The organism is Candidatus Caccoplasma merdavium (assembly GCA_018715595.1).
GTDB classification, from domain to species: domain Bacteria; phylum Bacteroidota; class Bacteroidia; order Bacteroidales; family UBA11471; genus Caccoplasma; species Caccoplasma merdavium.
The window spans coordinates 81482-105915 of the sequence record DVLI01000007.1; the positions used below are offsets into that span (position 1 = coordinate 81482).

Annotated in this window: 18 protein-coding genes and 1 tRNA gene; 11 read left to right on the forward strand and 8 right to left on the reverse strand. The window is 55.0% G+C overall.

Annotated features, from left to right (window positions below):
• The first annotated feature begins 272 nt into the window (after positions 1-272).
• The 3 genes from IAD09_01980 to IAD09_01990 are packed head-to-tail and all read left to right on the forward strand — an operon-like array spanning position 273 to position 4915.
• Positions 273-2222 carry a glycogen debranching enzyme family protein gene (locus tag IAD09_01980; GenBank protein HIT81001.1) on the forward strand — a complete coding sequence of 650 codons (1950 nt, stop codon included), beginning with the start codon at positions 273-275 and terminating at the stop codon, positions 2220-2222.
• A gap of 28 nt (positions 2223-2250) precedes the next feature.
• Complete coding sequence (locus tag IAD09_01985; protein ID HIT81002.1) at positions 2251-3513, forward strand: glycosyltransferase family 4 protein; 1263 nt, start codon at positions 2251-2253, stop codon at positions 3511-3513.
• Between the two features lie 37 nt (positions 3514-3550).
• On the forward strand, positions 3551-4915 hold the full coding sequence (locus tag IAD09_01990; GenBank protein HIT81003.1) for a polysaccharide deacetylase family protein: 1365 nt from the start codon (positions 3551-3553) through the stop codon (positions 4913-4915).
• Positions 4916-5034: 119 nt separating this feature from the next.
• On the opposite strand, the gene proB is transcribed toward IAD09_01990, so the two are convergent.
• From proB to IAD09_02005, 3 genes are read right to left on the reverse strand one after another with little or no spacing between them, the layout of a single operon-like run.
• A complete protein-coding gene (gene proB / locus IAD09_01995; protein ID HIT81004.1) occupies positions 5035-6141 on the reverse strand; it encodes a glutamate 5-kinase in 1107 nt (368 codons plus the stop codon).
• Between the two features lie 12 nt (positions 6142-6153).
• The gene (locus IAD09_02000; protein HIT81005.1) at positions 6154-7809 is read right to left on the reverse strand and encodes an AMP-binding protein; all 1656 of its coding nucleotides are present in this window, start codon (positions 7807-7809) and stop codon (positions 6154-6156) included.
• Between the two features lie 14 nt (positions 7810-7823).
• A complete protein-coding gene (locus tag IAD09_02005) occupies positions 7824-8378 on the reverse strand; it encodes a cupin domain-containing protein (GenBank protein HIT81006.1) in 555 nt (184 codons plus the stop codon).
• Between the two features lie 300 nt (positions 8379-8678).
• Here IAD09_02005 and IAD09_02010 point away from each other — a divergent pair, with 300 nt between their 5' ends.
• The 4 genes from IAD09_02010 (at position 8679) to IAD09_02025 (ending at position 11478) form a co-directional block, all read left to right on the forward strand.
• Positions 8679-9182, forward strand: a complete 504-nt coding sequence (locus IAD09_02010; GenBank protein ID HIT81007.1) for an FHA domain-containing protein — start codon at positions 8679-8681, stop codon at positions 9180-9182.
• 69 nt (positions 9183-9251) lie between these two features.
• The gene (locus tag IAD09_02015) at positions 9252-10448 is read left to right on the forward strand and encodes a glucose-1-phosphate thymidylyltransferase (protein ID HIT81008.1); all 1197 of its coding nucleotides are present in this window, start codon (positions 9252-9254) and stop codon (positions 10446-10448) included.
• A gap of 78 nt (positions 10449-10526) precedes the next feature.
• Positions 10527-10724, forward strand: a complete 198-nt coding sequence (locus IAD09_02020; protein HIT81009.1) for a hypothetical protein — start codon at positions 10527-10529, stop codon at positions 10722-10724.
• 13 nt (positions 10725-10737) lie between these two features.
• Positions 10738-11478 (forward strand): hypothetical protein, encoded by a 741-nt coding sequence (locus IAD09_02025; protein ID HIT81010.1) that lies wholly within the window; start codon positions 10738-10740, stop codon positions 11476-11478.
• Positions 11479-11593: 115 nt separating this feature from the next.
• On the opposite strand, the gene sprA is transcribed toward IAD09_02025, so the two are convergent.
• From sprA to IAD09_02040, 3 genes are all read right to left on the reverse strand, one after another.
• Complete coding sequence (gene sprA / locus IAD09_02030; protein HIT81011.1) at positions 11594-19015, reverse strand: cell surface protein SprA; 7422 nt, start codon at positions 19013-19015, stop codon at positions 11594-11596.
• A 60-nt stretch (positions 19016-19075) separates the two neighbouring features.
• Positions 19076-19660 (reverse strand): Holliday junction branch migration protein RuvA, encoded by a 585-nt coding sequence (gene ruvA / locus IAD09_02035; GenBank protein ID HIT81012.1) that lies wholly within the window; start codon positions 19658-19660, stop codon positions 19076-19078.
• A 181-nt stretch (positions 19661-19841) separates the two neighbouring features.
• Complete coding sequence (locus IAD09_02040; GenBank protein HIT81013.1) at positions 19842-20207, reverse strand: polymer-forming cytoskeletal protein; 366 nt, start codon at positions 20205-20207, stop codon at positions 19842-19844.
• Between the two features lie 306 nt (positions 20208-20513).
• Here IAD09_02040 and folB point away from each other — a divergent pair, with 306 nt between their 5' ends.
• Both folB and IAD09_02050 read left to right on the forward strand, forming a co-directional pair.
• Entirely contained in the window at positions 20514-20867 is a 354-nt protein-coding gene (gene folB, locus IAD09_02045) for a dihydroneopterin aldolase (GenBank protein ID HIT81014.1), read from the forward strand.
• Positions 20868-20955: 88 nt separating this feature from the next.
• Positions 20956-22200 carry a DUF5103 domain-containing protein gene (locus IAD09_02050; GenBank protein ID HIT81015.1) on the forward strand — a complete coding sequence of 415 codons (1245 nt, stop codon included), beginning with the start codon at positions 20956-20958 and terminating at the stop codon, positions 22198-22200.
• A gap of 156 nt (positions 22201-22356) precedes the next feature.
• On the opposite strand, the gene IAD09_02055 is transcribed toward IAD09_02050, so the two are convergent.
• A tRNA-Arg gene (locus tag IAD09_02055) sits at positions 22357-22429 on the reverse strand.
• A gap of 67 nt (positions 22430-22496) precedes the next feature.
• Between IAD09_02055 and ung the strand changes: the two genes are divergently transcribed.
• Positions 22497-23159 carry a uracil-DNA glycosylase gene (gene ung, locus IAD09_02060; protein ID HIT81016.1) on the forward strand — a complete coding sequence of 221 codons (663 nt, stop codon included), beginning with the start codon at positions 22497-22499 and terminating at the stop codon, positions 23157-23159.
• Between the two features lie 6 nt (positions 23160-23165).
• A complete protein-coding gene (locus IAD09_02065; GenBank protein ID HIT81017.1) occupies positions 23166-23639 on the forward strand; it encodes a C_GCAxxG_C_C family protein in 474 nt (157 codons plus the stop codon).
• Between the two features lie 79 nt (positions 23640-23718).
• On the opposite strand, the gene IAD09_02070 is transcribed toward IAD09_02065, so the two are convergent.
• On the reverse strand, positions 23719-24291 hold the full coding sequence (locus IAD09_02070; GenBank protein ID HIT81018.1) for a hypothetical protein: 573 nt from the start codon (positions 24289-24291) through the stop codon (positions 23719-23721).
• Positions 24292-24434 lie beyond the last annotated feature (143 nt).

The following is a 24434-nucleotide window of genomic DNA, read 5'->3' on the forward strand; positions in this document are numbered from 1 at the left end:
GAAATGTCTCCGGCCTGTTTTCGGACGTTGTCAATATGATGATGAAATGGGGTTTTCTTGAATACCAAATTTCGCTCAAAAATAATAAGAAAAAAGTAAAATTCCAATCAAAAGCCATTTTTTTGAAAGAAAAGACAGAAATATTGAAAAATTGTTATTTCTCAGATAAATATCTCCTGTAAAAATTTGGAATATTAAAAATCATTTTATATATTCGGAAGTCAATTTCTACCTGTTTCGGTCAGGAAGTTAATAATATTTTGAGATAAGATATGAGTTATTTAAAGTTTGATAAGAATGCGATGACCAATCTGGTGCAGTCTCTGCCCAAAGAGATGTTGCGCACCAATCGGTCGGGGGCATACCATTGTACGACGATAGTCGACTGCAATACCCGCAAGCAACACGGTTTGCTGGTGATACCCATTCCCGAGATGGACGATGATAACCATGTGCTTCTTTCGTCGTTCGATGAGACCGTTATCCAGCATGGCGCCCCCTTCAATCTGGGATTGCACAAGTATCAAGGCGATTGTTTCAGTCCCAACGGTCACAAGTATATCCGCGAGTTTACTTGCGAGACCGTGCCGCAGACGACCTATCGCGTGGGCGGTGTCATCTTCTCCAAGGAGAAGGTTTTCATTTCGCACGAGAACCGTATCCTTATTCGTTACACCCTTCTCGATGCCCATTCCGACACGACGTTGCAGTTCCGCCCGTTCCTGGCATTCCGCAATGCCAACGCCCTCTGTATGGCCAACGACAAGCTCAATGGCCATTTCGATGTCGTGGAAAACGGTATCAGCTGCTGTCTCTATCCCGGCTACCCGACTCTCTATATGCAGTTCAACAAGCCGGTGCAATTTGTCTCGCAGCCCAACTGGTACAAAGGCATCGAGTATATCAAGGACCAGGAGCGCGGGTATGATTACAAAGAAGACCTGTATGTTCCCGGCTATTTTGAGCTCCCGATAAAGAAAGGCGAAAAAATCATTTTCTCGGCCGGAACGAGCGAGATAAAGACCCGTTCGCTCACTTCGCTCTACACCAAGGAAATGGGCGTACGCACGAGTCGGACCAGTTTCTATAACTGCCTCAAAAATTCAGCACAGCAATTCTATTACAAGCGGGGCAAGGAAAATTACCTCCTGGCCGGTTATCCTTGGTTCAAGGTCTCGGCGCGCGACATGTTTGTGGCTTTGCCCGGTTGTACCTTGGCCGTCGACGATGTCGAGATGTTCCATTCCATCATGGCCACGGCACAGAAAGCCCTGCGTTGCTGGATAGAGAAAGGCGAACGCGATGCGGTCATTAAAGACATCGATAAGCCCGATGTCCTCTTGTGGGCCATTTGGGCCTTGCAACAATATGCCAAGATGGTTTCGATAGAGGAGTGCCGGGCCCGTTATGGCGAGTTCATCGTCGACATGGTGCAGGCCATCGAGCGCGGCAAAATCGCCAACCTTTTCCTCCAAGACAACGGCCTGTTGTATGCCAACGGGCGTGATACCGCGATTTCCTGGATCGACGCTGTCGATGCCTCGGGTCGCCCCATCACCCCGCGCACCGGCTACCTGTCGGAGTATAACGCCTTGTGGTATAATGCCCTGCTCTTCACGGCCGACCAGATACTCGTCGACCCCGATAAAGCCGCCGAGGCCGACCGCTTGAAGAACCTGGCCGCCAAGGCGGCTGTGGCTTTCAAGGAGATGTTCCTCAACGACTACGGCTATCTGTTCGATTATGTCGATGCCAACTTCGCCGATTGGAGCGTGCGGCCCAACATGCTCTTCGCCCTCTCGCTCGACTATTCTCCTCTTGACAAGAGCGAGCGCAAGAAAGCCCTCGATGTCGTTACGCGGGAGTTGCTTACCCCCAAGGGCATACGCACCCTCAGTCCGAAGAGCCACGGCTATTCGCCCATCTATGTCGGCAATGAGGAACAGCGGGCTCATGCCTATTTCCAAGGACCGTCGCGTCCGTGGCTCATGGGCGCTTATGCCGACGCCTATCTCAAACTCTTTGGCATCAGCGGCGTTTCGTTCCTGGAACGTATGCTTATCGGGTATGAAGAGGAGATGTCGAATACCTGCATCGGTACGATTTCGGAACTTTTCGACGGCAATCCCCCCTATGCGGGACGAGGAGGCATCAGCCTGGCCGCCAATGTGGGCGAAATCCTGCGGGTATTGCGAATGCTGAAAAAATACAACCATATATAATTAGGTAATATTAAATCTTGAAATACACATGAAAGCACTCATGTTCGGTTGGGAATTCCCTCCGCATATTCTGGGAGGTTTAGGCACGGCGAGCTATGGCCTTACAAAAGGTATGGCCGAGTGCGGCGATATGGATATCACTTTTGTCATACCCAAACCATACGGTGATGAAGACAAAAGTTTTGCCCACATCGTCGGTGCCGGAAACACACCCGTCGCATGGCGCGATGTCTCGTGGGACTATGTCGCCGGGCGGCTTGGCTACTGCATGAACCCGCAAGAATATTTCGATTTGAGAGACCATATTTATGCCGACTTCAATTACTTGCACACCAATGATTTGGGTTGCATCGAGTTCTCGGGTCGTTATCCCGACAACCTGCTCGAAGAAATCAACAACTATTCGATTGTGGCCGGTGTGATTGCTCGCACCTATCCTTGCGATGTCATTCACTCGCACGACTGGCTGACCTATCCGGCCGGCATACATGCCAAGCAGATTACCGGTAAACCGCTGGTCATTCATGTGCATGCCACCGATTTCGACCGTAGCCGCGGCAATGTCAATCCCACGGTTTTCGCTATCGAGAAAGACGGCATGAACTGGGCCGACCACATCATTACCGTTAGTAACCTGACGCGGCGCACCGTCATCGAGAAATACGGCATCGACCCCTCCAAAGTGACGACCGTGCACAACGCCGTGGAGCCCCTCAGCCCCGAAATCATGGCCATACAGATGCCGCACAACCCCAAAGAGAAGGTGGTGACCTTCCTGGGCCGCATCACCATGCAGAAAGGTCCCGAGTATTTCGTCGAGGCCGCCGCGCAAGTCTTGCGCAAGACCAATCGGGTGCGCTTCGTCATGGCCGGTAGTGGCGACATGATGAACAAGATGATACGGCTGGCCGCCCAGCGCAACATCTCCGACCACTTCCATTTCACGGGCTTCCTGCGCGGGAAGCAGGTCTATGAGATGCTCAAAGCCAGTGACGTGTATGTCATGCCGTCGGTATCGGAGCCTTTCGGCATCTCCCCGCTCGAAGCCATGCAGGTAGGTGTGCCCTCGATTATTTCCAAGCAATCGGGTTGTGCCGAGATTCTCAATCACGTCATCAAAATCGACTATTGGGACGTGTATGCAATGGCCGATGCCATATATTCCATCATCACCTATCCCGCCATGTACCAGCAGCTCAAAGAAGAAGGCAAGCGCGAGGTCGATGAAATCAAATGGATATATGCCGGTAAAAAAGTCATCGACATCTACCACAAAGTCATGCAGCGATAAAGAAATGTTTTATTCGAGAAAATAAAGATTACTATATATGAAAACCATCTGTTTTTACTTTCAGATTCACCAGCCGTTCAGACTGAAACGTTATCGTTTCTTCGACATCGGTAACGACCACTATTACTACGACGATTACAACAATGACGAGATCATCACCCGCATTGCCCATCGTTCTTACCTGCCGGCCAATCAGACCTTGCTCGAAATGATAAAGAACTCCAACGGCAAGTTCAAGGTGGCATTTTCCATTTCGGGTGTCGCTCTCGAACAGCTCGAAATCTATGTCCCCGAATTTATCGACTCGATGAAGGAGTTGGCGCGTACCGGTTGTGTGGAGTTCCTCTCGGAGACCTATGCCCACTCGCTGGCTTCGCTGCGTGATCCCGAGGAATTTGCCTTGCAGGTGAAGGAGCACGACGACAAAATCGAGGAACTCTTCGGGCAACGTCCCAAGGTATTCCGCAATACCGAGTTGATTTACTCCGACGAGATTGCCTGCATGGTGGCCGACATGGGTTTCAAAGGCTGCATCACCGAAGGTGCCAAGCACATTCTCGGCTGGAAGAGCCCCAACTACCTCTACTGCTCGACCGCCGTTCCCAAGCTGAAACTTTTGCTCAAAAACTACAAGTTGAGCGATGATATTACTTTCCGCTTCTCCAACTACGAGTGGAACGAATATCCTCTCACGGCCGACAAATACATGGGTTGGATCAACTCCCTGCCCGAGACCGAGCAAGTGGTGAACCTCTTCATGAACTACGAGACCTTGGGTGAGTTGCAGCCCCGTGAAAGCGGCATTTTCGAGTTTATGAAAGCTCTGCCTTACTTCGCCGAGCAGATGGGTATTACCTTCTCGACCCCGACCGAAGTCATTTCCAAGCTCAAACCCGTCGATTCCCTCTCGGTGAGCTATCCCATCTCGTGGGCCGATGAAGAGCGCGATACCAGCGCCTGGTTGGGTAACCTGTTGCAAAACGAGGCGTTCGACAAGCTCTACTCCGTGGCCGAACGCGTGCGTCTCTGCGATGACCGTCGCCTCAAACAGGACTGGCTTTACTTGCAGACCAGCGACCACTTCTATTACATGTGTACCAAATTCCTCTCCGATGGTGCCATACACAGCCATTACAGCCCCTATGACTCGGCTTACGAGGCATTTACCAATTACATGAATGTGTTGAGCGACTTCATCGTGCGGGTACAGGAGCAATATCCCGATACCATTGAGAACGAAGAGCTCAACTCGCTGATTACGACCATTCGTAACCAGGCTGCCGAGATAGAGGTTTTGCAGAAGGAGTTGAAAATAGCCAAAGAGGAACGCGCTGCCAAGAAGGCAGCTGCCAAGCAACCGGCCAAACCCGCTGCCCGCAAGACGACAGCCAAGAAGGCATAATGATTGCTCAATCTAATCCTCCAATTTAAGTTTATTGCAGGAAAGGCCGCCCCGACATCGGGGCGGCCTTTCTCTTTATGGGGGATATGGCCTTGTGTGCGGTGGTTATTGGGCCTCGCTCAACTCTGTGCCTCTCGGTCGAGGTAGAGGTAGTCGTAGTGGACAAACGGCTTGGCACCTTGCTTGCCGATGAGGGTGCGGGCTTTCTCGCTGTCGCAGCTGATGCGGCCTACGCCGATGGGGCTCCCGTCGGGCGCGCATATCCGCACGATGTCGTCTTTCTCAAAGTCCCCCTCTATGGCCGTGACACCGATGGGCAACAGGCTCACGGCGCGGTGTGAGAGCAACCGGTCGGCGGCTCCGGCGTTGATGTGCAGCGCCCCTTTGGCAAACCCTTCGGAGTGGGCAATCCATTTCTTGACGCTCGACGTCGTTTTGGTTGCCGGCAGGAAACGGGTGCAGAGCACGGGTCCTCCGTCGCACAGGAGGTCGGTGAGAATGTTGTCGCGCTTGCCGTTGGCGATGATTACCTCGATGCCTTCCTGGGCCACTTTGCGGGCGATGTTGCATTTGGTGAGCATGCCGCCACGGCCGAACGACGATTTCCCCACTTGTATGTATTGGGACAACTCCGCGCGGCTGTCGGCCGCAATCTCGGTGATGACCCGGCTGTCGGGGTCGTCGGGTTTCCCGTCGTAGATGCCGTCGATGTTGCTGAGAATGATAAGGGCCTCGGCACCCATCATGGTGGCAATCATGCCCGAGAGTTCGTCGTTGTCGGTGAACATGAGCTCGGTAACCGACACGGTGTCGTTTTCGTTGACGATGGGTATGACGTTGTTGTCGAGCATGACCTCCATGCAGTGTTTCTGGTTGAGGTAATGGCGGCGGGTGGCGAAGTTCTCTTTCATGGTGAGCACTTGGCCGCAGGCAATGCCGTGTTCGCGGAACAACTCATAATACCGGTTGATGAGTTTGGCTTGCCCTACGGCCGAGAAGAGCTGGCGTGCCGACACGGCATCGAGTTTCTTGTTGTGCTCGATGTCCAGTTCACTGCGACCCGAAGCCACGGCTCCCGAGGAGACCAGAATGACTTCGATGCCGCGGCGGCGCAGGTCGGCGACCTGGTCGACCAGCGCCGAGATGCGGGTCACGTCGAGCGTGCCGTCTCGTCGGGTGAGCACGTTGCTGCCTATTTTTACGGTGATGCGCTTGAAACGGGGCATGGGCAAGGACGGTTAGTGGTTCGATTTTTCGCGTATCTCGACCCGGCGTATTTTCCCGCTGATGGTCTTGGGCAGTTCGTCGACAAATTCCACGATACGGGGATATTTATAGGGAGCCGTCACATGTTTCACATGGTCTTGTATCTCCTTGATGAGTTCCTCGCCGGCACGGGCCTTGTACTCTTTCGAGAGGACGATGGTGGCTTTTACCACCTGGCCGCGTATTTCGTCGGGTACGCCGGTGATGGCACATTCCACGACGGCGGGGTGGGTCATGAGGGCGCTCTCGACCTCGAACGGGCCGATGCGGTAACCCGACGACTTGATGACGTCGTCGGCACGTCCCACAAACCAGTAGTATCCGTCTTCATCGCGCCAAGCCACATCGCCCGTGTAGTAGATGTTGTCGTGGTAGGCTTCGCGGGTCTTTGCCTCGTCGCGGTAGTACTCCTTGAAGAGCCCGATGGGTTTGCCCTTGTCGGTGCGGATAACGATTTGCCCCTGTTCGCCGTCTTCGGCCCAGCGGCCGTCGGAGGTGAGCAGGTCGACGTCGTATTGCGGGTTGGGTATGCCCATTGAGCCCGGTTTGGGTTCGACCCAGGGATAGGTGGCGATGGTGAGTGTGGTCTCGGTCTGCCCGAAACCTTCCATGAGCTTGATGCCCGTGATGCGGTAAAACTCCTCGTAGACTTTGGGGTTGAGGGCTTCTCCTGCTATGGTGCAATAACGCAGCGAGGAGATGTCATACTTGGAGATGTCTTCGCGTATGAGGAACCGGAACACGGTGGGCGGCGCGCAGAACGAGGTGATGTGGTATTTCTCTATCATGGCAAGCACATGTGCCGGCACAAATTTCCCGAAGTCATAGACAAAGACGTTGGCACCGGCAATCCATTGCCCGTAGAGCTTGCCCCAAACGGCTTTTCCCCAGCCGGTGTCGGCGAGGGTGAGGTGCAGGCTCTCTTCGTTGAGGTTGTGCCAGTATGAGCCGGTGACGATGTGTCCCAGCGGGTAGGTGAAGTCGTGGGCTACCATTTTGGGGTTGCCGGTCGTGCCCGAGGTGAAATAGAGCAGCGAGGTGTCGTCGTTGGTATTGGCCAGGGCGGGACGCTCGAAGGGGGCGGCGGCTTCGATGCCGGCATGGAAATCGAGCCAGCCTTCGGGTATGGTGGGGCCTATCGACACGCGGTATTGCAGCGAGGGGGAGTCGGCGACCGAGCGGTTGATGTGCCCGATGACGGGTTCTTCGCCTACGGCGACAATCATCTTTATGTCGGCCGCGTTGCAGCGGTAGATGATGTCTTTCTCGGTGAGCAGGTGGGTGGCGGGTATGCACACGGCTCCGATTTTGTGCAGTGCGATAATCGAGAACCAGAACTCATAGCGGCGTTTGAGTATGAGCATCACCATGTCGCCGCGTTTGATGCCGAGCGACAGGAAGAACGAGGCGGTCTTGTCGCTTTCGCGCTTGATGTCGGCAAAGGTGAAGTCGATGTGGTGGTCTTCCTCGTTGGTCCAGCAAAGGGCTTTTTTGTCGGGCGCGATGCGGGCCCATTCGTCTACGACGTCGTATCCGAAGTTGAAATTCTCGGGTACGTTTATGTGGAAGTTTTTGATGAAATCTTCTTGCGAGGAAAATTTCGTCTGTTTCAGAAATTTCTCTAACATGGGGTTGATGATGATTAAAAGATGATGGCAAGGAATTGTACCCGTTTCCCGTCGAGCGCTTTCATGCCGTGGGGGCGGTTGGCGTCGAAGTAGATGCTGTCTCCTTCGTTGAGCGTGAGTTGCTTGTTGCCGATTTGCAGGGTCATGCGGCCTTCGAGAATGTAGTTGAATTCCTGTCCCGGGTGCGTGTTGAGGTAGATGGGGGTCGCATCGTCTTTGGGTTCTACGGTGACGACGAAGGGGTCGGCCTTGCGGTTCATGAATCCGGCGGCGAGCGACTGGTATTTGTAGGCTTTGGTCCGCTGCACGCTGGCGCCCATGCCCTTGCGGGTGAGGAAGTAGCTGTTCATGCGGGGTTCTTCGCCAAACATCAGTGCCGTGAGGTCTATCTCGTAGTGGGTCCCGATTTGGTGCAAGATGCTCACGGGAATGTCGATGTTGCCCGATTCCATTAGTTCATATTCCCGGGGTTCGATACCGCACACGGCGGCCACATCGGCCGTCGTGAGATCGAGTACTTCGCGCAGCCCTTTCAGTCGGGAAGCGATTTGTTTGATTTGTTCGTTCATAAAAACTCTATTTTATACGCCCGGGGAGCTGTTGCGGCCACTCTCCGGAGAGGGTTGTTGTTTGTTGCGGGCGGGCCCGGCAGGGGGTGCCGACTTGTTGTGGGCCGCGTGCCGTCCCGGTTACCATGGGGGCAACGGCTTGTTGCGTACGGTCGCATTGCACCTGTTGTTGACAAAGATACGACAAAGCGCAAAAAAAACAATCATTCCGCCACGAAAAACCGATTTTTTCTTCTCTTTTGCCGAGCGTTTGTTTCTCTGCCGAATATCTTCTAACTTTGTAGAAAAGTTTATGTCCCTATGAAACGAGTCTTATGTCCCCGCTGCGACGGCCATGTGACTTTCGACGAGCAACGTTGCCGCGCCGGAGAGTCGCTCTTCCTGGTCTGTCCGCATTGTGGAAAAAGTTTTTCGCTCTCCTATGAAGAGATTGTCCGTCAGCCCGATACCGCCGATTGCGGCAAGATTGTCGTGCTCGAAAACAACTGTTGCGAGCGGCAGGAATTCCCGCTGGCCCTTGGCGACAACGTGATAGGCCGACGCAACAAGGGCACCGACGTGGATATTGCCATCGAGAGCAGCGATGCCGACCTCGAACGCCGCCATTGCATCATCAATGTCCGTCGCAACAAAAATGGCGAGTTGGTATATACCCTCCGCGACTGTTCTGCACGTTCGGGCACTTATTTGCGGCAAGACCGTTTGGGCAAACGCGACCAGGTGCGTCTCGACTCGGCCGATGTCGTTTCGATAGGAGGCACCACCTTTATCCTTCACGTTCCCGGAGGCGACGAGGAGGAGTAATCCCCGGCCGGAAAGCCCTCTCCCCTCCCGTGACAAAAAACAAAAACCGAACTTATAAATGCGTAGTATATGAAAAATATCGTCCTCTTCGATACCCGCGATGTGCATTGCGCCTGCTTGCCCATCACCTTCACCCGCGCGGTGAGCGACGTGAGGGTGGGTATTCTCACCATCAAGGAAAAATGGCAACATTACATTCCGGGAGACTACACGGCTCTCACGGCCGAATACTTGGCCGTGAAATATCCGGCACTCCCCGATGAGGCCCTCTTCATTGCCGGGAACCTCTGTCCCGATGCCGAACTGCTGGCCGCCGTGACGGCTCTGACGCCCGGTATGGCCCTGCTCGATGCCGATGCCCGCCTGTTGGCCTTCTGCGGGACATGCAGCGACATGCAATCGGCCCGTTACGCTCGCACGCTCACCTATACCGGTGTGCCCGTGCGCATCGCCGCGGCCTATGACATTTTCAGGGAGAACGGCCGGGAACTCGAAAAAGACTTCCGCCTTCTCACCGCCGGCCGCACTTCGCAACCGCTGCCCGAGTCGTGCCGTCTCGTGGGCGAACCGACTTTCCCCGACGGCACCCCACGACTCTTTATCGAAGAGGGAGCCAAGCTCGAATGCGTCATTATCAACGTCAACAACGGCCCGGTGTATATAGGCCGCGACGCCGAGGTGATGGAAGGCGTGTGCATACGCGCCCCGTTTGCCGCCTGCACCCATGCCACGGTGAACATGAATGCCAAAATCTACGGTGCCACCACCCTTGGTCCCTATTGCAAGGTGGGAGGAGAGTTGAGCAATGTCGTCATGCAAGCCTATTCCAACAAAGGCCACGACGGCTACCTGGGCAACGCCGTCATCGGCGAGTGGTGCAACCTCGGTGCCGACACCAACTGCTCCAACCTCAAAAACAACTATGCCGAAATCAAGCTTTGGGATTATGTCTCGCACCGCTTCAAACCCACCGGCATGCAGTTTTGCGGACTGCTCATGGGCGACCACTCCCGTTCGGGCATCAATACGATGTTCAACACCGCCACCGTTGTGGGGGTAGGCGCCAACGTCTACGGGCCGGGATTCCCCTGCACCGTCATCGACTCCTTTGTGCAGGGCGGAGCCGAAGGGTTCACCTCCGTTCCCGTGGCAAAGGTCATGGAGATGGCCCAGCGCATGATGGCCCGTCGCGGCAAGTCGCTCACCGACGCCGAGCGTCAGGTACTGCAATCGCTCGCCGACAATCCCTATCCCGCACAAAAATAAGGTTTAGAGGGGGCTCCGCGATAGGAGCGTACCCCTCTTTCCTTTTTTACCGTTTTAATTTGAGTTGAGACCAAGGCCATGAAATATACAGTCACCATCGAAGAGACCGTGGTAAAAGATTTTGAGGTTGAAGCCGAGTCGATGGAGCGTGCCATAGATGCAGCTATCATAAATTACAAGTCGGGAGAATTTGTTCTTGACCCCGGCGAGGTTATTCACAAGCAGATAAGAGCTTCTTATCATTCTCAAAAAGACTCCGGTTGGAGGGAGTTTTGATATTTTTGCGATTATGAAACAATACGAAGCCGTAATACAGACCATCGAAAAATTGGGTGGAGTAGCCACCCTCGGGCAGTTGAATCAAGAAGTTTTTAAAATAGAAGCGTGCAAGTGGGAAACAAAAACCCCTTTTGCCAGTATTCGGCGCATCGTACAAACGACAAAAGGAATATACAAAATAAAGCCGGGATTGTATGGGTTGGAAAAAATGAGACACATCAACGAAGAGAATGGCTTCATGGTTGAAACTGATAAAAACAGAGACTCGAAAGCGTATCTGTTGTTTACCCATACCTATTACCAAGGACTGTTGTTGGAGGTAGGCAATCTCCGTGGTCTTGGCACCTACTCTCCTCATCAGGACAAGAACCATCGTTTCTCCGATGGCCGGCGGTTGAGTGAGATTTCCAGTCTTGGCGGGTTGCCCTCTTTTTCATACCCACACATGGTAAAGCGATGCTCTACCGTCGACGTCGTGTGGATAAACGGCCGGGGCATGCCCGATTCGCTTTTTGAAGTGGAACATTCGACCGACATACAAAATTCGCTGTTGAAATACAGCGACCTGCAAGATTTTAATGCGAGAATGGTTATCGTGGCCGACAAGCGGCGGAAAGAGGAGTATTTGCAAAAAATAAGGTGCTCTGCTTTTGGCGCCATTTCGCAAAGAGTGCATTTTCTCGATTATGAATCGCTCAATGCCCAATATATGCAAGAACTTGCAAAAAAAGATTTTTCATTCAATCTTTGACCGATACGCCGGTATCAAGGAGGGGAGAGACCCGGAAGGGTTTCTCCCCTCTTTCGTATGAGGCGGTCGCGACAGCGGAGAGGTCTGTTGCTGTGGGGCCGGGTGACAACTCCCGTCATCGGGCGAGGTCGAGTTTGATGGTGATGCCGATGTCGCTGTTGAGGGTGGGGTAGCTGCTCGACGAGATGAGCGGCGTGGTGATTTGCAGGTCGTAGTAGGCTTGCAGGGTGATGTAGCGGCTCAGTTTGTACTCGGCCGAGTATTTCATGTTGATGGCTTTGTTTCCGGCTGTGGCCTGGGTATATTCCTGCTCGATGCGGCGTATGAGGGAGTGGGTCTTGGCAAAGGAGAAGTCGCCCCGCAGGTTGATGTCGTTGCTGTATGTGCCTTGTTTCCCCCCTTTGCCCGAGAAGAAGCCGCGCAAGCCGGTGATTTTGTAGCCGATGCCTACGGTCACGTCCTGGGTGACGGCTTCGACGATTTGTACCGAGGAGATGCTCAGGTTGAGGTTGCGGCTGTTTTTGTAGGCCAGGCTTCCCGAGAGGTTGTTTTTGAGGGTGAAGTCGATGCCCAGCAGGGGAGAGAAGCTCTCGATGATGGTGACCGATGAGATGTCGTAGGGCGATGAGGGTACGGGATAGCCCGTCTGTGAGTCTTTGACAAATCCCATGTCGCTATCGCCGCCGATGCTCACCCAGTTGAGGTAGGAGGAGAAACTGTTGACGTTGTAGGTGCATTTGTAGGCGTGGGAGATGATGAAACTCTTGAAGACTTTCTGCATCTTTTTCAGTTTCGACAATCCGTCGTAGGTCAGTTTCCAGTTGGGGATAAGTTGCGTCCACGAGGGGAAGGCGGTGAGGTCGATTGTACGGGCGTCGCCTCCGGTGTAGGCGGCGATGAATGAGGGTATCAGCACGTCGGCCGAGCTGATGTTGACGCCGCCATACAGGGTGTTGTAGGGTTGTCCCGCCAGGTTGGCTTCGCCGATGAAGTCGGCTGCGGGGTAGAAGGTGTTGCGGTAGTTGCTTTCGAGGCGGTTGGCGACAATCTGACGGTTTTGCAGGAACTGGTCGAAGGCGTCGGACTGGTATCCGTTCTCGGCCGAGAGTTTCTTGAAGGCCGTGGACAGGGCCATGTGCGTCATGGTGAAGCTGCCGCCCTGTATGGTGGGCTTGTTGTCGTACATGAAGTAGATTTGGTTGTTGTGGCTCTGGCTGCGTGCGATGTTGAGGGTGATTTTGAGCCCGTTCAGCGGTTCGAGCACGATGTCGGCCTGCAAGTCGTTGGTGCGGTTGTGTATGGCCGGGCTTATGAGCGACGAGTCCTGGGTCATGAGCCAGTTGTTCTCGACGGCATGGTCGATGTAGTCGCTGCCCACGGTGGCGAAGGCAAATCCCAACCCCGGCGCCATGGCGCCGTAACCGGTCGATTGGCCGAGCATGTCGCCGACTGAGGGCGCGAACGACGGCAGTGTCATCGAACGGGTGTTGCTGTATTGTATGTTGGCGCTGCGCAGCATCATGGCGAAACGGGTAGCATACATGCCCACCTGGTACCACTTGTTTTCTTCGCGTCGCTTGCCCGGGAGCACCGTGATGATGATGCGCTCGTCGGATCGTGTCTCGACGCGTATGGTGTTGGCGTCGACGACTTTGTATTCGATGGGGTAGACTTTGCCTTTGAGGGTGGCCGATACGATGGGCTTTTTACTGTCGAGGTTGTGCTTTACCAGGGTCGAGGTGTCGGCGCGCAGGGTGATGGTGCGCTGGTAGCGGTTGCGCTTTTGCGGGGTGCGGCTGTTGCTGCCGCGGTTGTTGAATTTCTGGTTGACCGACTTCAAGAATTTCGATTTGTTGTAGAGGGTCTCGAAGTTGAACCGTCCGTTGACCGAGAGGCGCCCCTGGTTGCTGATGCTGTTGCCCACCGAGGTGGTGTCGTCAATGGAGGCTCCGCGATTCCAGTTGTAGGTGGCGTTGTAGGTCGAGGAGAGGCTTATCCAGTTGAGCGAGGGTATGTTGTTGAGCGGCACGTTGAAGGTGGCGTTGAAGCTCTGCTGGTATTCCCACGGGGTTCCGAAGTCGCGCAGGCTGTTCTTTACCGAGTCTTTCCACAGGGTGTATTCTTCGGCAAACAACTGTTTGTTGACGGCTCCCGACGGCTCTTCGATGCGGGCGTTGGTGGCTGTCGAGAGGTTCATCGAGAGGCTTTGCAGGAGGTTCCACTGTATGGCGAACTGGCGGTCCCACAGGAAACTTTTGCTCACCGACACCGGCAAGGTCACGTCGCTCTCGTCGATGCTGCGCAGCTGTTGTTCGTAGTAGTAACGCGATATGCTGGTGCCGAACGAGAGGTTGTTGGGCAGGTAGTTGATGCCCATTTTTTTGAGGACGTCGAGGCTTTTCGATTTCGATTTTATTTTCTCGAAGGGTTTCCACGGTTTGATGAGCGGCGAGTAGCTGTATATGAGGTTCCCGTTGTAGGTGTTGGTATTCTCATAGGCTGTCGTCGGGTCGTTCTCGTGCTGCTTGTTTTGCGAGTAGCTGAATGTGAAGTTGCCCGGGTCGTAGGGCATGGGATTTTTGCTCTTGATGTCGACCTTGAAGCCCGAGAGGCTGAGGCTTTTCACGGTCGACTGGGTGATGGAGAGCTGCTTTATCGAGTCGCGGGCGGCGTCGTTGGCGGCGGCTTCGAGGGCGTCGGAGAGCAAGATGTCCTGGTCGAGCGGGTTGTATTTGGGCAGGGATTTCTCCATCGTGTAGGAGTAGAAGAAGGGGGCTTTGATTTTGGCTTTCTCGGGGAAGAAGCGGCCCAGGTCGACCATGGCGGCGAAGTTGTACTGGTAGAGGTCGTCGAGACGGCGTTCGCTCAGGCTCTGGTCGATGCCGCCGAAGCCCGTGGTCTCGACCAGCCCGCTCATGTTGAGGGTGGCGATGTCCGACACGGCCAGGTTGAGGTTGCCCTTGGCCGCCCAGCCGCCCTCTTCGTTGAAGCCTTTGAGCCGCAGTTCGTTTATCCACACGGTGGCGCTTTTCTTGCGTCCCGAGTTGTTGCGCACGCCCACGAGTATGGTTTTCACGTTGGAGAGCGACGGGTTACCCATGACGGTAATCTTGTTGGTCGGCTTGTCGGGGTCGTAGCTCGAATAGGGGGTGGTGCTGCTCACTCCCGAGCCGTTGGTGTTCTGGGCGACGTTGCGCTCCTGTTTCAGGGAGGTGAGCAGTTCGAGCGGGAAGTCAAACATGTTGGCCTCGGGCCACACCTTTTCCTGGTCGGCCGAGCTGTATGTGTTGTAGCGGCCGGCCGGGGTGAGCTGCAAGGGTATCTCATACTCGTAGTAGTTGTTGCAATAGTCCGAGCCCAAGCGTATGAAGATGGACAATTCGTTGTTTTTGAGGTCAGTATCATCGTCGATGAGCTGCTCGGCGTGGGTAAACATTTGCAGCCGTTTGTAGTTGCGCATGTCGGTACCGGAGGTCTTGTATATGGCACGGGCGTTTTTCGAGGGCAGGTCTCTGATGGTGAGTGAGATGGCCTGCTCGTTGAGTTGGGTGATCTGCGACTGGTCGGGAGAGATGATGCGGGTCACGCCGGGGGGGAGCACATAGTTGACGGGCGTCTGGCCGGCATTCTCTTCGATGTTGACCACCGACACGTCGATGTCGCCCTCGGCGGGGGCATTGCTGCTGCCGCTGATGTCGGAGTGCAGTTTGTATTCATAGGTACGCCATTCGCCGCGCACCAGTTCGAGCGTGGCAAAGCGCAGATGGGTTTCTTTGTTGAAGCCCGTGAGGAAAATGCGGGCAAACCGTATGCTCGAAAAGTCTTGTATCGAGCCTACGGTCTGGCGCGGTTCGTGCGAAGCGTCTTCGCTGTCGTCGCGCAAGGGTATCTTGAACTGGTACCAGCGCACGGTCGATGACTCGCCGTTGCGCAGCGGTACCGTCACGGTGCGCATGTCGGTGATGTAGTTGCTTCCCACCTGCAAGTCTTCGGGGGTGATTTTCACGGCATACTGGTAGTAGCGCTCATACTCGTCGAGCGTGTTGTCCTGGTTGATGTCCTCGACGTCGGGGACACTGCGCGACGACTGGTAGTAGCGGTCGTCGACTTCGCTGGAAGATAGTGAGTTGCCTTCTGTTCCGTTGTAGTATTTATACCGGGTGAGAATGTCGGTTTCTTCTTCATTGAACCGTTCGCTCAGGAAGTATTGGTAATTGTCTCGGGCGGGGTCGTTGAGCGGGGAGTGGGGGTCGGCCAGCATGCGGTTGAGTGCCGTGCCCGAGAGTTTGGCGCGGAGACCCTCGACAAATCCTTGGTAAGAGGAGAAGTTGAGCTCGTCCTCGTCGGAGAGGCCGTCGAGACCTGCGTCCTGCCGCACGCGGGCGCCGCTGCTGTTGTCGAAGGCGTAGGTGAGCGATTGCTGCCGCGAGACGCGTCCCCACACCGTGGTCGAGAGGTATGAGGTGTCGTTGTTGATGGGAAGGCCGTTTTCGTAGGACTTCATGCCGTCTTTGAGAATGTCTTCCGACACTTCGCCGAAGTTGAAGTAGAGCATGCCCCCCTTGTTGCTGCCGTCTTCGTTGTAGAGGAAGGGGTCCATGAGCCAGAATTGCAGGTACTCGATGTTGGAGTTGTCAAAGTCGGTGATGTCCATCTTGCGCATGATGCCGGCCCACCGTTTCTCGGGATTGAGCAGGTGCCCTTCCTCGTCGATGTTTTGGGCGTCGGTGTTGTAGGGCCCGTGTTCCTGCGGATAGTAGGAGAGGTTGAGAACCTGCATGACCGACGACTCGCCGTAGTTGAGCTCCTTGTTGGGGAATACCTCGGTGTATTCGACCTCGCGCACATAGTGGTTCGAGAGTTGTTCGAGGTCGTTTTTGATGTGTGCCGGGGTGGCCGATGAGTTGCGTTGCGTGAAGATGCGGTCGATGTAATACCAGGCGAGCAGGGCGCGGTTTTTGCCGTAGTCGAGGTTGTTCGACAGGGCCGATTCCACAAACATCGACGGGGTGGCCGACAATGTCCAGGAGTAGGGCGTGCGTATGTCGATGGTCGTCTGTGACCCTTCAAAGTCATCGAGATAGGAGAGGGTCGAGGCGTTTTTCTTTTCGCCGGGAATGAGCTGGGCAAACTCGGCGGTGAGCGACAGCCGCGACGGGACGGTGGCCGTCACGGTGGGTATCTTGTTGAGCCACGAGGTGAGCCACTGGAACTCGGTGTTGTAGGAGGTGTTGAATCCCCACAGCGTGTTGTTGAGCACCTCACTGCCCATGTTCACCTTCTCGGTGAGGGCTTTTTCTTTCATGTGCATGAGGGTGAGCCCCAGGTTGAAGTCGGGCGTGAAGGCGTAATTGAGGTCGAGACCTACCAGCGTTTTGCGTTGCATGCTCAGGCTTTGGTTCTCGAACGAGACGTCGATGTTGGTGCCCGAGTCGATGTAACTCTGGTTGAGAATCGTTACGACACCCATGTTGTAGTCGACCGTGTAGTCGACATTCTCGGTGAGTGTCACGCCGCCGGCCGTTACGCGCACCGAGCCGCGCGGAATGTTGAAGGCGTTGAGGTGTATCTCGGCGCTGTTCGATGCCTGGTATTCGCCTTTGAGTATGAACTTGTTCTTGTCGGCAAACTGCTTGGCCACCGTGAGGGTCGAGTCGTAGAGCTCCTGGTAGGCGTAGCGGGCACCTTCGGGGCCTCCGATGGCTTGTTGCAGGTGGGAGCCGAAGGGCTCGACCACGGGAAAGATGATGCGCCCCGACGAGGGGAGTATCGTGTAGCCCGAGACGTAGTCGAAGATACCGTCGGAGTTGGTCTCCTGGTTGTTGTCGAGCCGGTCGAGGTTCATGACTTGCAGCAGGGTCTTTTCCTTGATGTTGCCCACCGGCAGGTAGGCGGTGTTGGTGCCCACCGAGTCGTTTTGGTAGTAGATGTTGAGGCGGAAGTTCTCTTGTTCCACCTGGTAGGCGCCCAATGAATAGACGTTTTTCATCATCAGGTGCCAAATGGGTTTCTTGTTGGTGACGGTCGACCCTTTGAGCATTTTCACATAGAGGCTCTGTTCGGTGTCGGTGATGTCGCTTGCAAACTCGCCCACCTGGTAGGTCTGCCCGTTCTTGGTGTATTCAAAGGCCACGGCCAGCACCTCGTCGCTGGTGAGTTGGCTGTTGAGCGACACATAACCGAGCTGGCTGTTGAGGGTGTATTCCGAGGACGAGAGCAACCGGGCGCTCTCTATCTTGGCATAGTCTTCTCCGCCGTAGATGCCATAGGCTTCGAGGGGGCTCAGTGCCTGTGTCGCCTGGTTGATGTATCGGGCATCGGGGTAGGAGGTGATGATTTCGTTGTAGAGCGAGTTGGCCGAGTTGGTCGGGTATTGTGCGCCACTGGTCGTCCAGTGGTCGCTGGCCAGGTTGCCGGCCTGGGTCTCTCCCAAGTCGGCAAAGGCAACGATGTTGCGCGCGTTGTCGTAGGAGCCCTGTTTGTTGGTGACCCATATCTCGATGCGGTTGATGGTGATGCCCGAGGTGATGTAGGGCAGCCGCGCGATGAACTGGTCGTAGTTGTCGCGGAAGTAGTGGGCCAGGAAGAAGTGCCGGTTTTGGTCGTAGGCGTCGACTCCGATTTCAAATTCGGTGGTCTGGCTGCCCCCTTCGCTGCTTACGGTCTTGGAGTCGGTCTCCTGTTGCGATACGAGGCCGGTAACGGTGAGTTTGCCAAATTGCAGCGTGGTTTTCAGACCGAAGAGCGAGGTCCCGCCCCGAATGAGGGTCGAGCCGGTGGTCATGCTGATGTTGCCGCCCTCGATGGTCTTGATGATTTGGTCTTCGTCGCCTTCGTATTTGAGGCTCATTTTCTGGGCGTCGAAGTCGAAGGTGGCGTCGGTGTTGTAGGTCATGTTGAAGCCCACCTTCGTGCCCACCGAGGCGTTGATGGTGGCCTGTATCTTCTCGTCGAAGTCGAAGTAGGTTTTCTTGCGGGCGCTCTCGGCGAGGGCCGGGTTGTCGATTTTGTTGGTGACGAGGCTCAGGGTGAGGCTCATCGACCCGCTGGTTTTCAGTCTCACGCCGCCCGGGCCGAATACCTTGTCGAGGGCTTGCACGTTGAATTGCATGTCGAGAAAGTCAAACTCGTTGTCTCCTTTGGCAAAATTCTCGGCATTCTTGGCGCGATAATATTCCTGCATCGACTTCTTGAAGGTGTAGTCGCTGTACTCGTCGGCTGTGAGCATGAAGGGGGTCGAGACCGTCATGTCGCCCACTTTGGTGCGTACGACGTAGCAGTTGGTCTTGGCGTCGTATTCGAAGTCGGTATGTACGTTTTCGGGTGTTTTCAGGTCGGCCGGCGGGAGTGTGTGCAGGTCGTCGAAGGTCTCTATCGAGGTCTTGGCCACCGGGAACCGAGACGGCGTGCGGGGTATGGTGTCGCTTGCCGGCGTTTGGCCGGCGGGACGGACAGCCTGTGATGCGGCAAAAGCGGAATAAAGGCTTATCCCGCTTATAACCAAAAGAATATATATCGAAAAAATTCTCTTTCCCATCATCGAGCGGCCGCCGTGAGGCGAACGTTTTTTAGTCTCTTCCGGCCGCCGATGGAGAGGTTACAGCATTTTCAGTGCGGTTTTTATGACCTCTTCGACTTTCAGGGCCGGGTTCTCTTTAAGCAGCTTCTGCACGACCTTTTGGGAGGCAGCCTGGGCAAATCCCAGCATCACCAGGGCGGCGACGGCTTCGTCCTGCAACTCTTGCTGTTGGGTCGTGTGGCTTATAAGTAACGTATCACCCCCTGCTTTTATTTTATCTTTGAGGTCAACAATTATGCGTTCGGCGGTTTTTGCCCCGATTCCTTTGACCGATTTGAGCAGGTTCACTTGTCCCGAGGCAATGACCTGTTCGAGTTCGGCCGGAGAAAGAGAGGAGAGAATCATGCGGGCGGTGTTGGGACCCACGCCCGAGACCGAGATGAGCAATAAGAAGAGTTCCCGTTCGCGGCGGTCGATGAATCCGTAGAGGAGATGGGCGTCTTCGCGTATGGCTTCGTAGACATACAAGCGAGTTTCCCGGCCGACGGCCAGCGTGCTGTATGTGGTGAGTGAGATGTTGAGGCCGTAGCCTACGCCTTGGCAATCGATGACGGCCAGGGTGGGGGTGAGTTCGACGACTTCGCCGCGAATGTATTCGATCATGGGTCGATGTTTTTTATGGAAATTCTTGTCTGTCGGCGTTCGGTTGCCGGGAATTGCCCGCATCTCGGTCCGGCCGGCCGGCTAAAAAAACAGAACGGTCTCCGTTGGTGGGGGTGATGGTTCTGTGACGTTGTGCCCCGAGCCGGTTCCCGTCAAGGAAAAAGACCGGTCTTCCGGGTACTTATTTGCTTTCTTTTCCGGCTCGTTTGGGGTCTTGCATTTTGCAGCTGCCGTTGAGTACGGCTTTCGGTTCGATGATGAGTATCTGGGTGGTGATGTCGCCCTCGACGGTCGAGGTCGCTTTCAGGGTAAGGGTGTCCTGTATGGTGAGATTGCCATTGACCTTGCCGTTGATTTCGGCATTGGCGGCCATGATGTTGCCCTGTATATGGGACTGTTCGCCGATGATGACTTTCCCCGCGCATTCGATGTTTCCTTGCAATGAACCGTCGATGCGTATGTCGCTGCCGGCGTTGATGTTCCCTACGATGGCGGTATTGACCGAGAAATTATTGTGGACCATTCCGTTTGATGTCTCTTTGCTCATATCGTTTTTCTAAAAACAAGTTTCTATGCAAAAATACAATTTCCCGACAGAATAACACGCTTTTCCGTCAAAAAGATTTGTGAAGTCGTCTTATGCCTTTTGTAATCAAACTCCTTGCAGGAACTGCGCCTCGAAACATTTTTATTGCTCCGTGCCCCTCCCGGGGCGGGCGCCGCCGGGACAGGACGTGAGGGAAAGCGGCTCTTTTCCCTCCTTTTTATCGTGGGGGAGGATAAACGGGTGGGGTGCTTGCATGGTTGTCTCGATAATATCTTTATCTTTGTGAGTAAATCATGCCTTGGAAATATGAAAACATCGATAGAACTGAATGAGATGCGTTTCTTTGCCTATCATGGTGTCGGCTCGCAAGAGCGTCGGGTGGGCAATGATTATGTGGTGTCGTTGCGCGTCGATTGCCCCATAGAAAGATCCATGGAGAGCGATGCCCTCGAAGATACCCTCGACTATGCCGCCCTCTATGCGCTTGTGGCGGCCGAGATGGCGACCCCTTCGTTGCTGCTCGAACATGTGGCCGGCCGCATTTGCCGGGCGCTCACTCGCACGTTCCCTGCCGTTTCGGGCGGACGTCTGCGCATTGCCAAGCTCACGCCCCCCATTCCGGGTGAAATCGGTGAGGCGGCGGTGGTCGTGGAGTGGTGACGCCGTAGCCTTTTTATTACCGCCGGAGGCCGGTCTTATACGTCCGGCTTGTCCCCGGCACAAGAATCTGTCGGAGTAAACTTGTCTTATGCGTTATATCTTTTCCCTTGTTCTTCTGGTGGCGGCTTTGACCGGCCTGTCGGCTGCCCGCCCTTATCGTACCGAAGTATTCAACCCCAGCGTGCACACGTTGCAGGTGCGCCTCTCGGGCGACCGCCTTGCTCCTCCCGTGGCGTTGTTGGGCAGTGACAACGGAGTCGTGGTTTCCTTCGACATGCTCGAAGACAACCCGCAATATCTCTATTACCGGGTGGTGCATTGCAATGCCGACTGGACGCCTTCGCTGCTCTCCGAGGTCGAATATCTTAACGGTTTCAACGGTTTGCCGGTCGACGATTACGCCCTCTCGTTCAATACCTATTGCAACTATGTGCACTACCGCATAGCCTTGCCCAACGACGACCTGCGGTTCCGCGTCTCGGGCAATTACGCCTTGCTCGTCTATCCCGAAGGGAATCCCGACTCGTTGCTGCTTACCGCCTGTTTTTCTCTCACCGAGAACCTCGTTGCCATCGCTTGTGAAATAACCACCCGCACCGATGTCGATTATAACAAGGCGCACCAGCAACTCTCGTTCAAGGTGATGTATCCGCAATATGAGATACGCAACCCGCGCGAAGAAGTCAAAGCCTATGTGACCGCCAATGTCGACGAGACCGGCGTGCTGCTGCCGCAGCCGTTGTATGTGCGCAACCAGGAAATCGAGTATGCCCATGTGCCGGCTCTCATTTTCCCGGCGGGGAACGAATATCGCCGTTTCGAGACGGTCTCGCGGCATTACAACACGATAGGTGTCGAGAGCATGCGCTATTTCGACCCCTATTACCATGCCCTGTTGCGTCCCGACGAGCCGAGAGCCGGAGGCATGTACGCTTATGACGAGACGCAAAACGGGCGCTTCTTTATTCGCACCGACGAAAGCGAAGAGGCCGACACCGAGGCCGATTACTTCGTGGTGCATTTCACCTTGGCGACGGGAGCTCCGGTCGACGGGGAGATTTATATCGATGGCGAGTTTACCCGCGGACGCCGTGACGAGACGACCCGCATGACCTATAATGCGGAGACGCGGGCCTACGAAAAAGTCATGTTGCTCAAACAAGGAGCCTATAATTACCGCTATCTTTTGCAACGTCCCGGCACCAAGGCCGATGCCGCACCCATAGAGGGCAATTTCTACGAAACCCGCAACGAGTACCAGTTGCGGGTATATCACCGTCCGCAAGGAGCCCGTTACGACCGTCTTGTCGGGTACTCCCGTTGTCGCATGTGATGGGAGCGGGACGTGTCGCCTTGCCCGTGACGGGGGTGTCGTTTCTGCCAGCCGAAAGGCGGGCGACTCCGTGTAGCGGTGGCCGGCTGCCTGTCGAAAAATGACGTAAAAAAGGCGCCTTGCAAGAGCATGCTCTTGCAAGGCGCTTTCTCGTAGTGACCCCGACAGGACTCAAACCTGTGACCTTCAGAACCGGAATCTGACGTTCTATTCACTAAACTACGGGGCCTTTTCGGTTGGCAAAAGTAAGAATTATTTGTAGCTTTGCCAAACGAAACGATTTAAATCTTTGAAAAATGAATGTCCGTATCGAGGAGAGTTGGCGAGAGAAGCTGCAATCGGAGTTCGATGCCCCCTATTTTGCCCAACTCACCGATTTTGTGCGTCACGAGTATGCCACGACGCGTGTCTATCCGCCCGGGAGCCAGATGTTTGCCGCCTTCGATGCCTGTCCGTTCGACAAGGTGAAGGTGGTCATTCTCGGTCAGGACCCCTACCATGAGCCGGGTCAGGCCCACGGCCTTTGTTTCTCGGTAAACGACGGAGTGCCGTTTCCGCCCTCGTTGCAGAATATTTTCAAGGAGATACACGACGACATCGGCACCCCTATCCCTATGAGCGGCGACCTTTCCCGGTGGGCACATCAAGGGGTGTTGCTGCTCAATGCCACCCTCACGGTGCGGGCACATCAGGCCGGGTCGCACCAGAACAAGGGGTGGGAGCAGTTTACCGATGCGGTGATACACCGTTTGGCACAGGACCGTGAGCATCTTGTCTTTATCCTCTGGGGGGCGTATGCCCAGCGCAAAGGCGAGTTTATCGACCGCTCCCGCCACTTGGTGTTGCAGTCGCCCCACCCGTCGCCCCTCTCGGCGCATCGGGGATTTTTCGGAAACCGCCATTTCAGCCGCGCCAACGAATATCTCGTGGCTCACGGCATCGAACCTGTTTTATGGTAATTGCATATGGAAAAAATTGATGTAGAAGCGCGTGCCCGTCATGCCCGGGAACTTTTCAAAGAAGGTTATAACTGTTCCCAATCGGTATTTTTGGCTTATGCCGACCTGTATGGTCTCGATCCGGTCGTGGCTGCGACGTTGGTGGCCCCGCTTGGCGGCGGCATGGGACGTTTGCGCGAAGTGTGTGGAGCCGTGAGCGCGGCGTTTATGCTTACGGGATTGAAATATCCCAATCCCACGCCCGACGACAAGGCGGCCAAGACCCGTTCTTACACGGCGGTGCAGGAGTTGGCCGAGCGGTTCCGCCGCGAAAACGGCTCTATCATCTGCCGGGAATTGTTGGGGTTGGGCAAAGGTCCCGACTCGCCCGTGCCGTCGGAGCGTACCGAGGCTTATTACAAGCGTCGCCCGTGTGCCGATTATGTGGAGCTCGCGGCTCGTTTCATTGGCGAGAAACTCAACGAGCCCGACGAGATATAGTGCCCGGGTCGGTTGATGTAAATGACAAGGCGGCCTCCCTTATGGGGGAGGCCGCCTTGTTTGTGCTGTTGCCGTGGGGTTATTTGTCGGAATTAGGTTTTTCTGCCGGTTTGAGAGGCAGGGGGCCTTGTTTGCGAGCACGAAGATCATGCTGTTTTTGGGCTTCTGCCTGCATGATTTTTTGCCATCGGGCAAATTTCTCTTCGCCTAAAATCTTTTTCACCTTTTTTTCGCGTTTCTCGACATTCTTTTTCAACTGTTCGGGCGAGAGCCGTTCCGGGCCGAAAGCTCCGGGTCCCATGCCTTCACGAGGGGGACGGGCAGGCCCATTTGCACCGATCATGCCTCTTTCGCCGCGGGGTCCTTCCGGACGTATGCCGTTGGCAGGGCGTTCCCCTCTCGGTCCTCTGGGTTGCATGGCTTGTAGCTCTTGTGCCTCTTTCAAGTTGATTTTGTAGAGTTTCTTGTATTGTTTGTCGGAGAGGCCGAGTTCGGCTTTCATTTTGTCGGTTTTGATTTGAGCCGTTGTCTCGGGTTTGACCTGTTGATGCGTCACTCTGTCGCGGCGCATTTCGTGACCGGGAGTTTGAGCCGTAGCCGAGAATGTGATTGTGCCGGCGAGTAAAAGGCCGGCGAATAGCATTTTTTTCATAAGCTTTTGTTGTTAAGTGGTTTTGTCGTTTGGATATTTGTCCGGGTGAAAGGTTTAACGGCATTCGACAGGGAGTCGTATTCTCTCGATAAAAGCAGCCGCCCTGTCGATGAATCGGCAGGGCGGCTGATATAGGGAAGGAG

Bases quoted from the DNA above. Each gene is read 5' to 3' on its own strand.
- IAD09_01980 (HIT81001.1), top strand. From the start codon at position 273: ATGAGTTATTTAAAGTTTGATAAGAATGCGATGACCAATCTGGTGCAG.
- IAD09_01985 (HIT81002.1), top strand. From the start codon at position 2,251: ATGAAAGCACTCATGTTCGGTTGGGAATTCCCTCCGCATATTCTGGGA.
- IAD09_01990 (HIT81003.1), top strand. From the start codon at position 3,551: ATGAAAACCATCTGTTTTTACTTTCAGATTCACCAGCCGTTCAGACTG.
- proB (HIT81004.1), bottom strand. From the start codon at position 6,141: ATGCCCCGTTTCAAGCGCATCACCGTAAAAATAGGCAGCAACGTGCTC.
- IAD09_02000 (HIT81005.1), bottom strand. From the start codon at position 7,809: ATGTTAGAGAAATTTCTGAAACAGACGAAATTTTCCTCGCAAGAAGAT.
- IAD09_02005 (HIT81006.1), bottom strand. From the start codon at position 8,378: ATGAACGAACAAATCAAACAAATCGCTTCCCGACTGAAAGGGCTGCGC.
- IAD09_02010 (HIT81007.1), top strand. From the start codon at position 8,679: ATGAAACGAGTCTTATGTCCCCGCTGCGACGGCCATGTGACTTTCGAC.
- IAD09_02015 (HIT81008.1), top strand. From the start codon at position 9,252: ATGAAAAATATCGTCCTCTTCGATACCCGCGATGTGCATTGCGCCTGC.
- IAD09_02020 (HIT81009.1), top strand. From the start codon at position 10,527: ATGAAATATACAGTCACCATCGAAGAGACCGTGGTAAAAGATTTTGAG.
- IAD09_02025 (HIT81010.1), top strand. From the start codon at position 10,738: ATGAAACAATACGAAGCCGTAATACAGACCATCGAAAAATTGGGTGGA.
- sprA (HIT81011.1), bottom strand. From the start codon at position 19,015: ATGGGAAAGAGAATTTTTTCGATATATATTCTTTTGGTTATAAGCGGG.
- ruvA (HIT81012.1), bottom strand. From the start codon at position 19,660: ATGATCGAATACATTCGCGGCGAAGTCGTCGAACTCACCCCCACCCTG.
- IAD09_02040 (HIT81013.1), bottom strand. From the start codon at position 20,207: ATGAGCAAAGAGACATCAAACGGAATGGTCCACAATAATTTCTCGGTC.
- folB (HIT81014.1), top strand. From the start codon at position 20,514: ATGAAAACATCGATAGAACTGAATGAGATGCGTTTCTTTGCCTATCAT.
- IAD09_02050 (HIT81015.1), top strand. From the start codon at position 20,956: ATGCGTTATATCTTTTCCCTTGTTCTTCTGGTGGCGGCTTTGACCGGC.
- ung (HIT81016.1), top strand. From the start codon at position 22,497: ATGAATGTCCGTATCGAGGAGAGTTGGCGAGAGAAGCTGCAATCGGAG.
- IAD09_02065 (HIT81017.1), top strand. From the start codon at position 23,166: ATGGAAAAAATTGATGTAGAAGCGCGTGCCCGTCATGCCCGGGAACTT.
- IAD09_02070 (HIT81018.1), bottom strand. From the start codon at position 24,291: ATGAAAAAAATGCTATTCGCCGGCCTTTTACTCGCCGGCACAATCACA.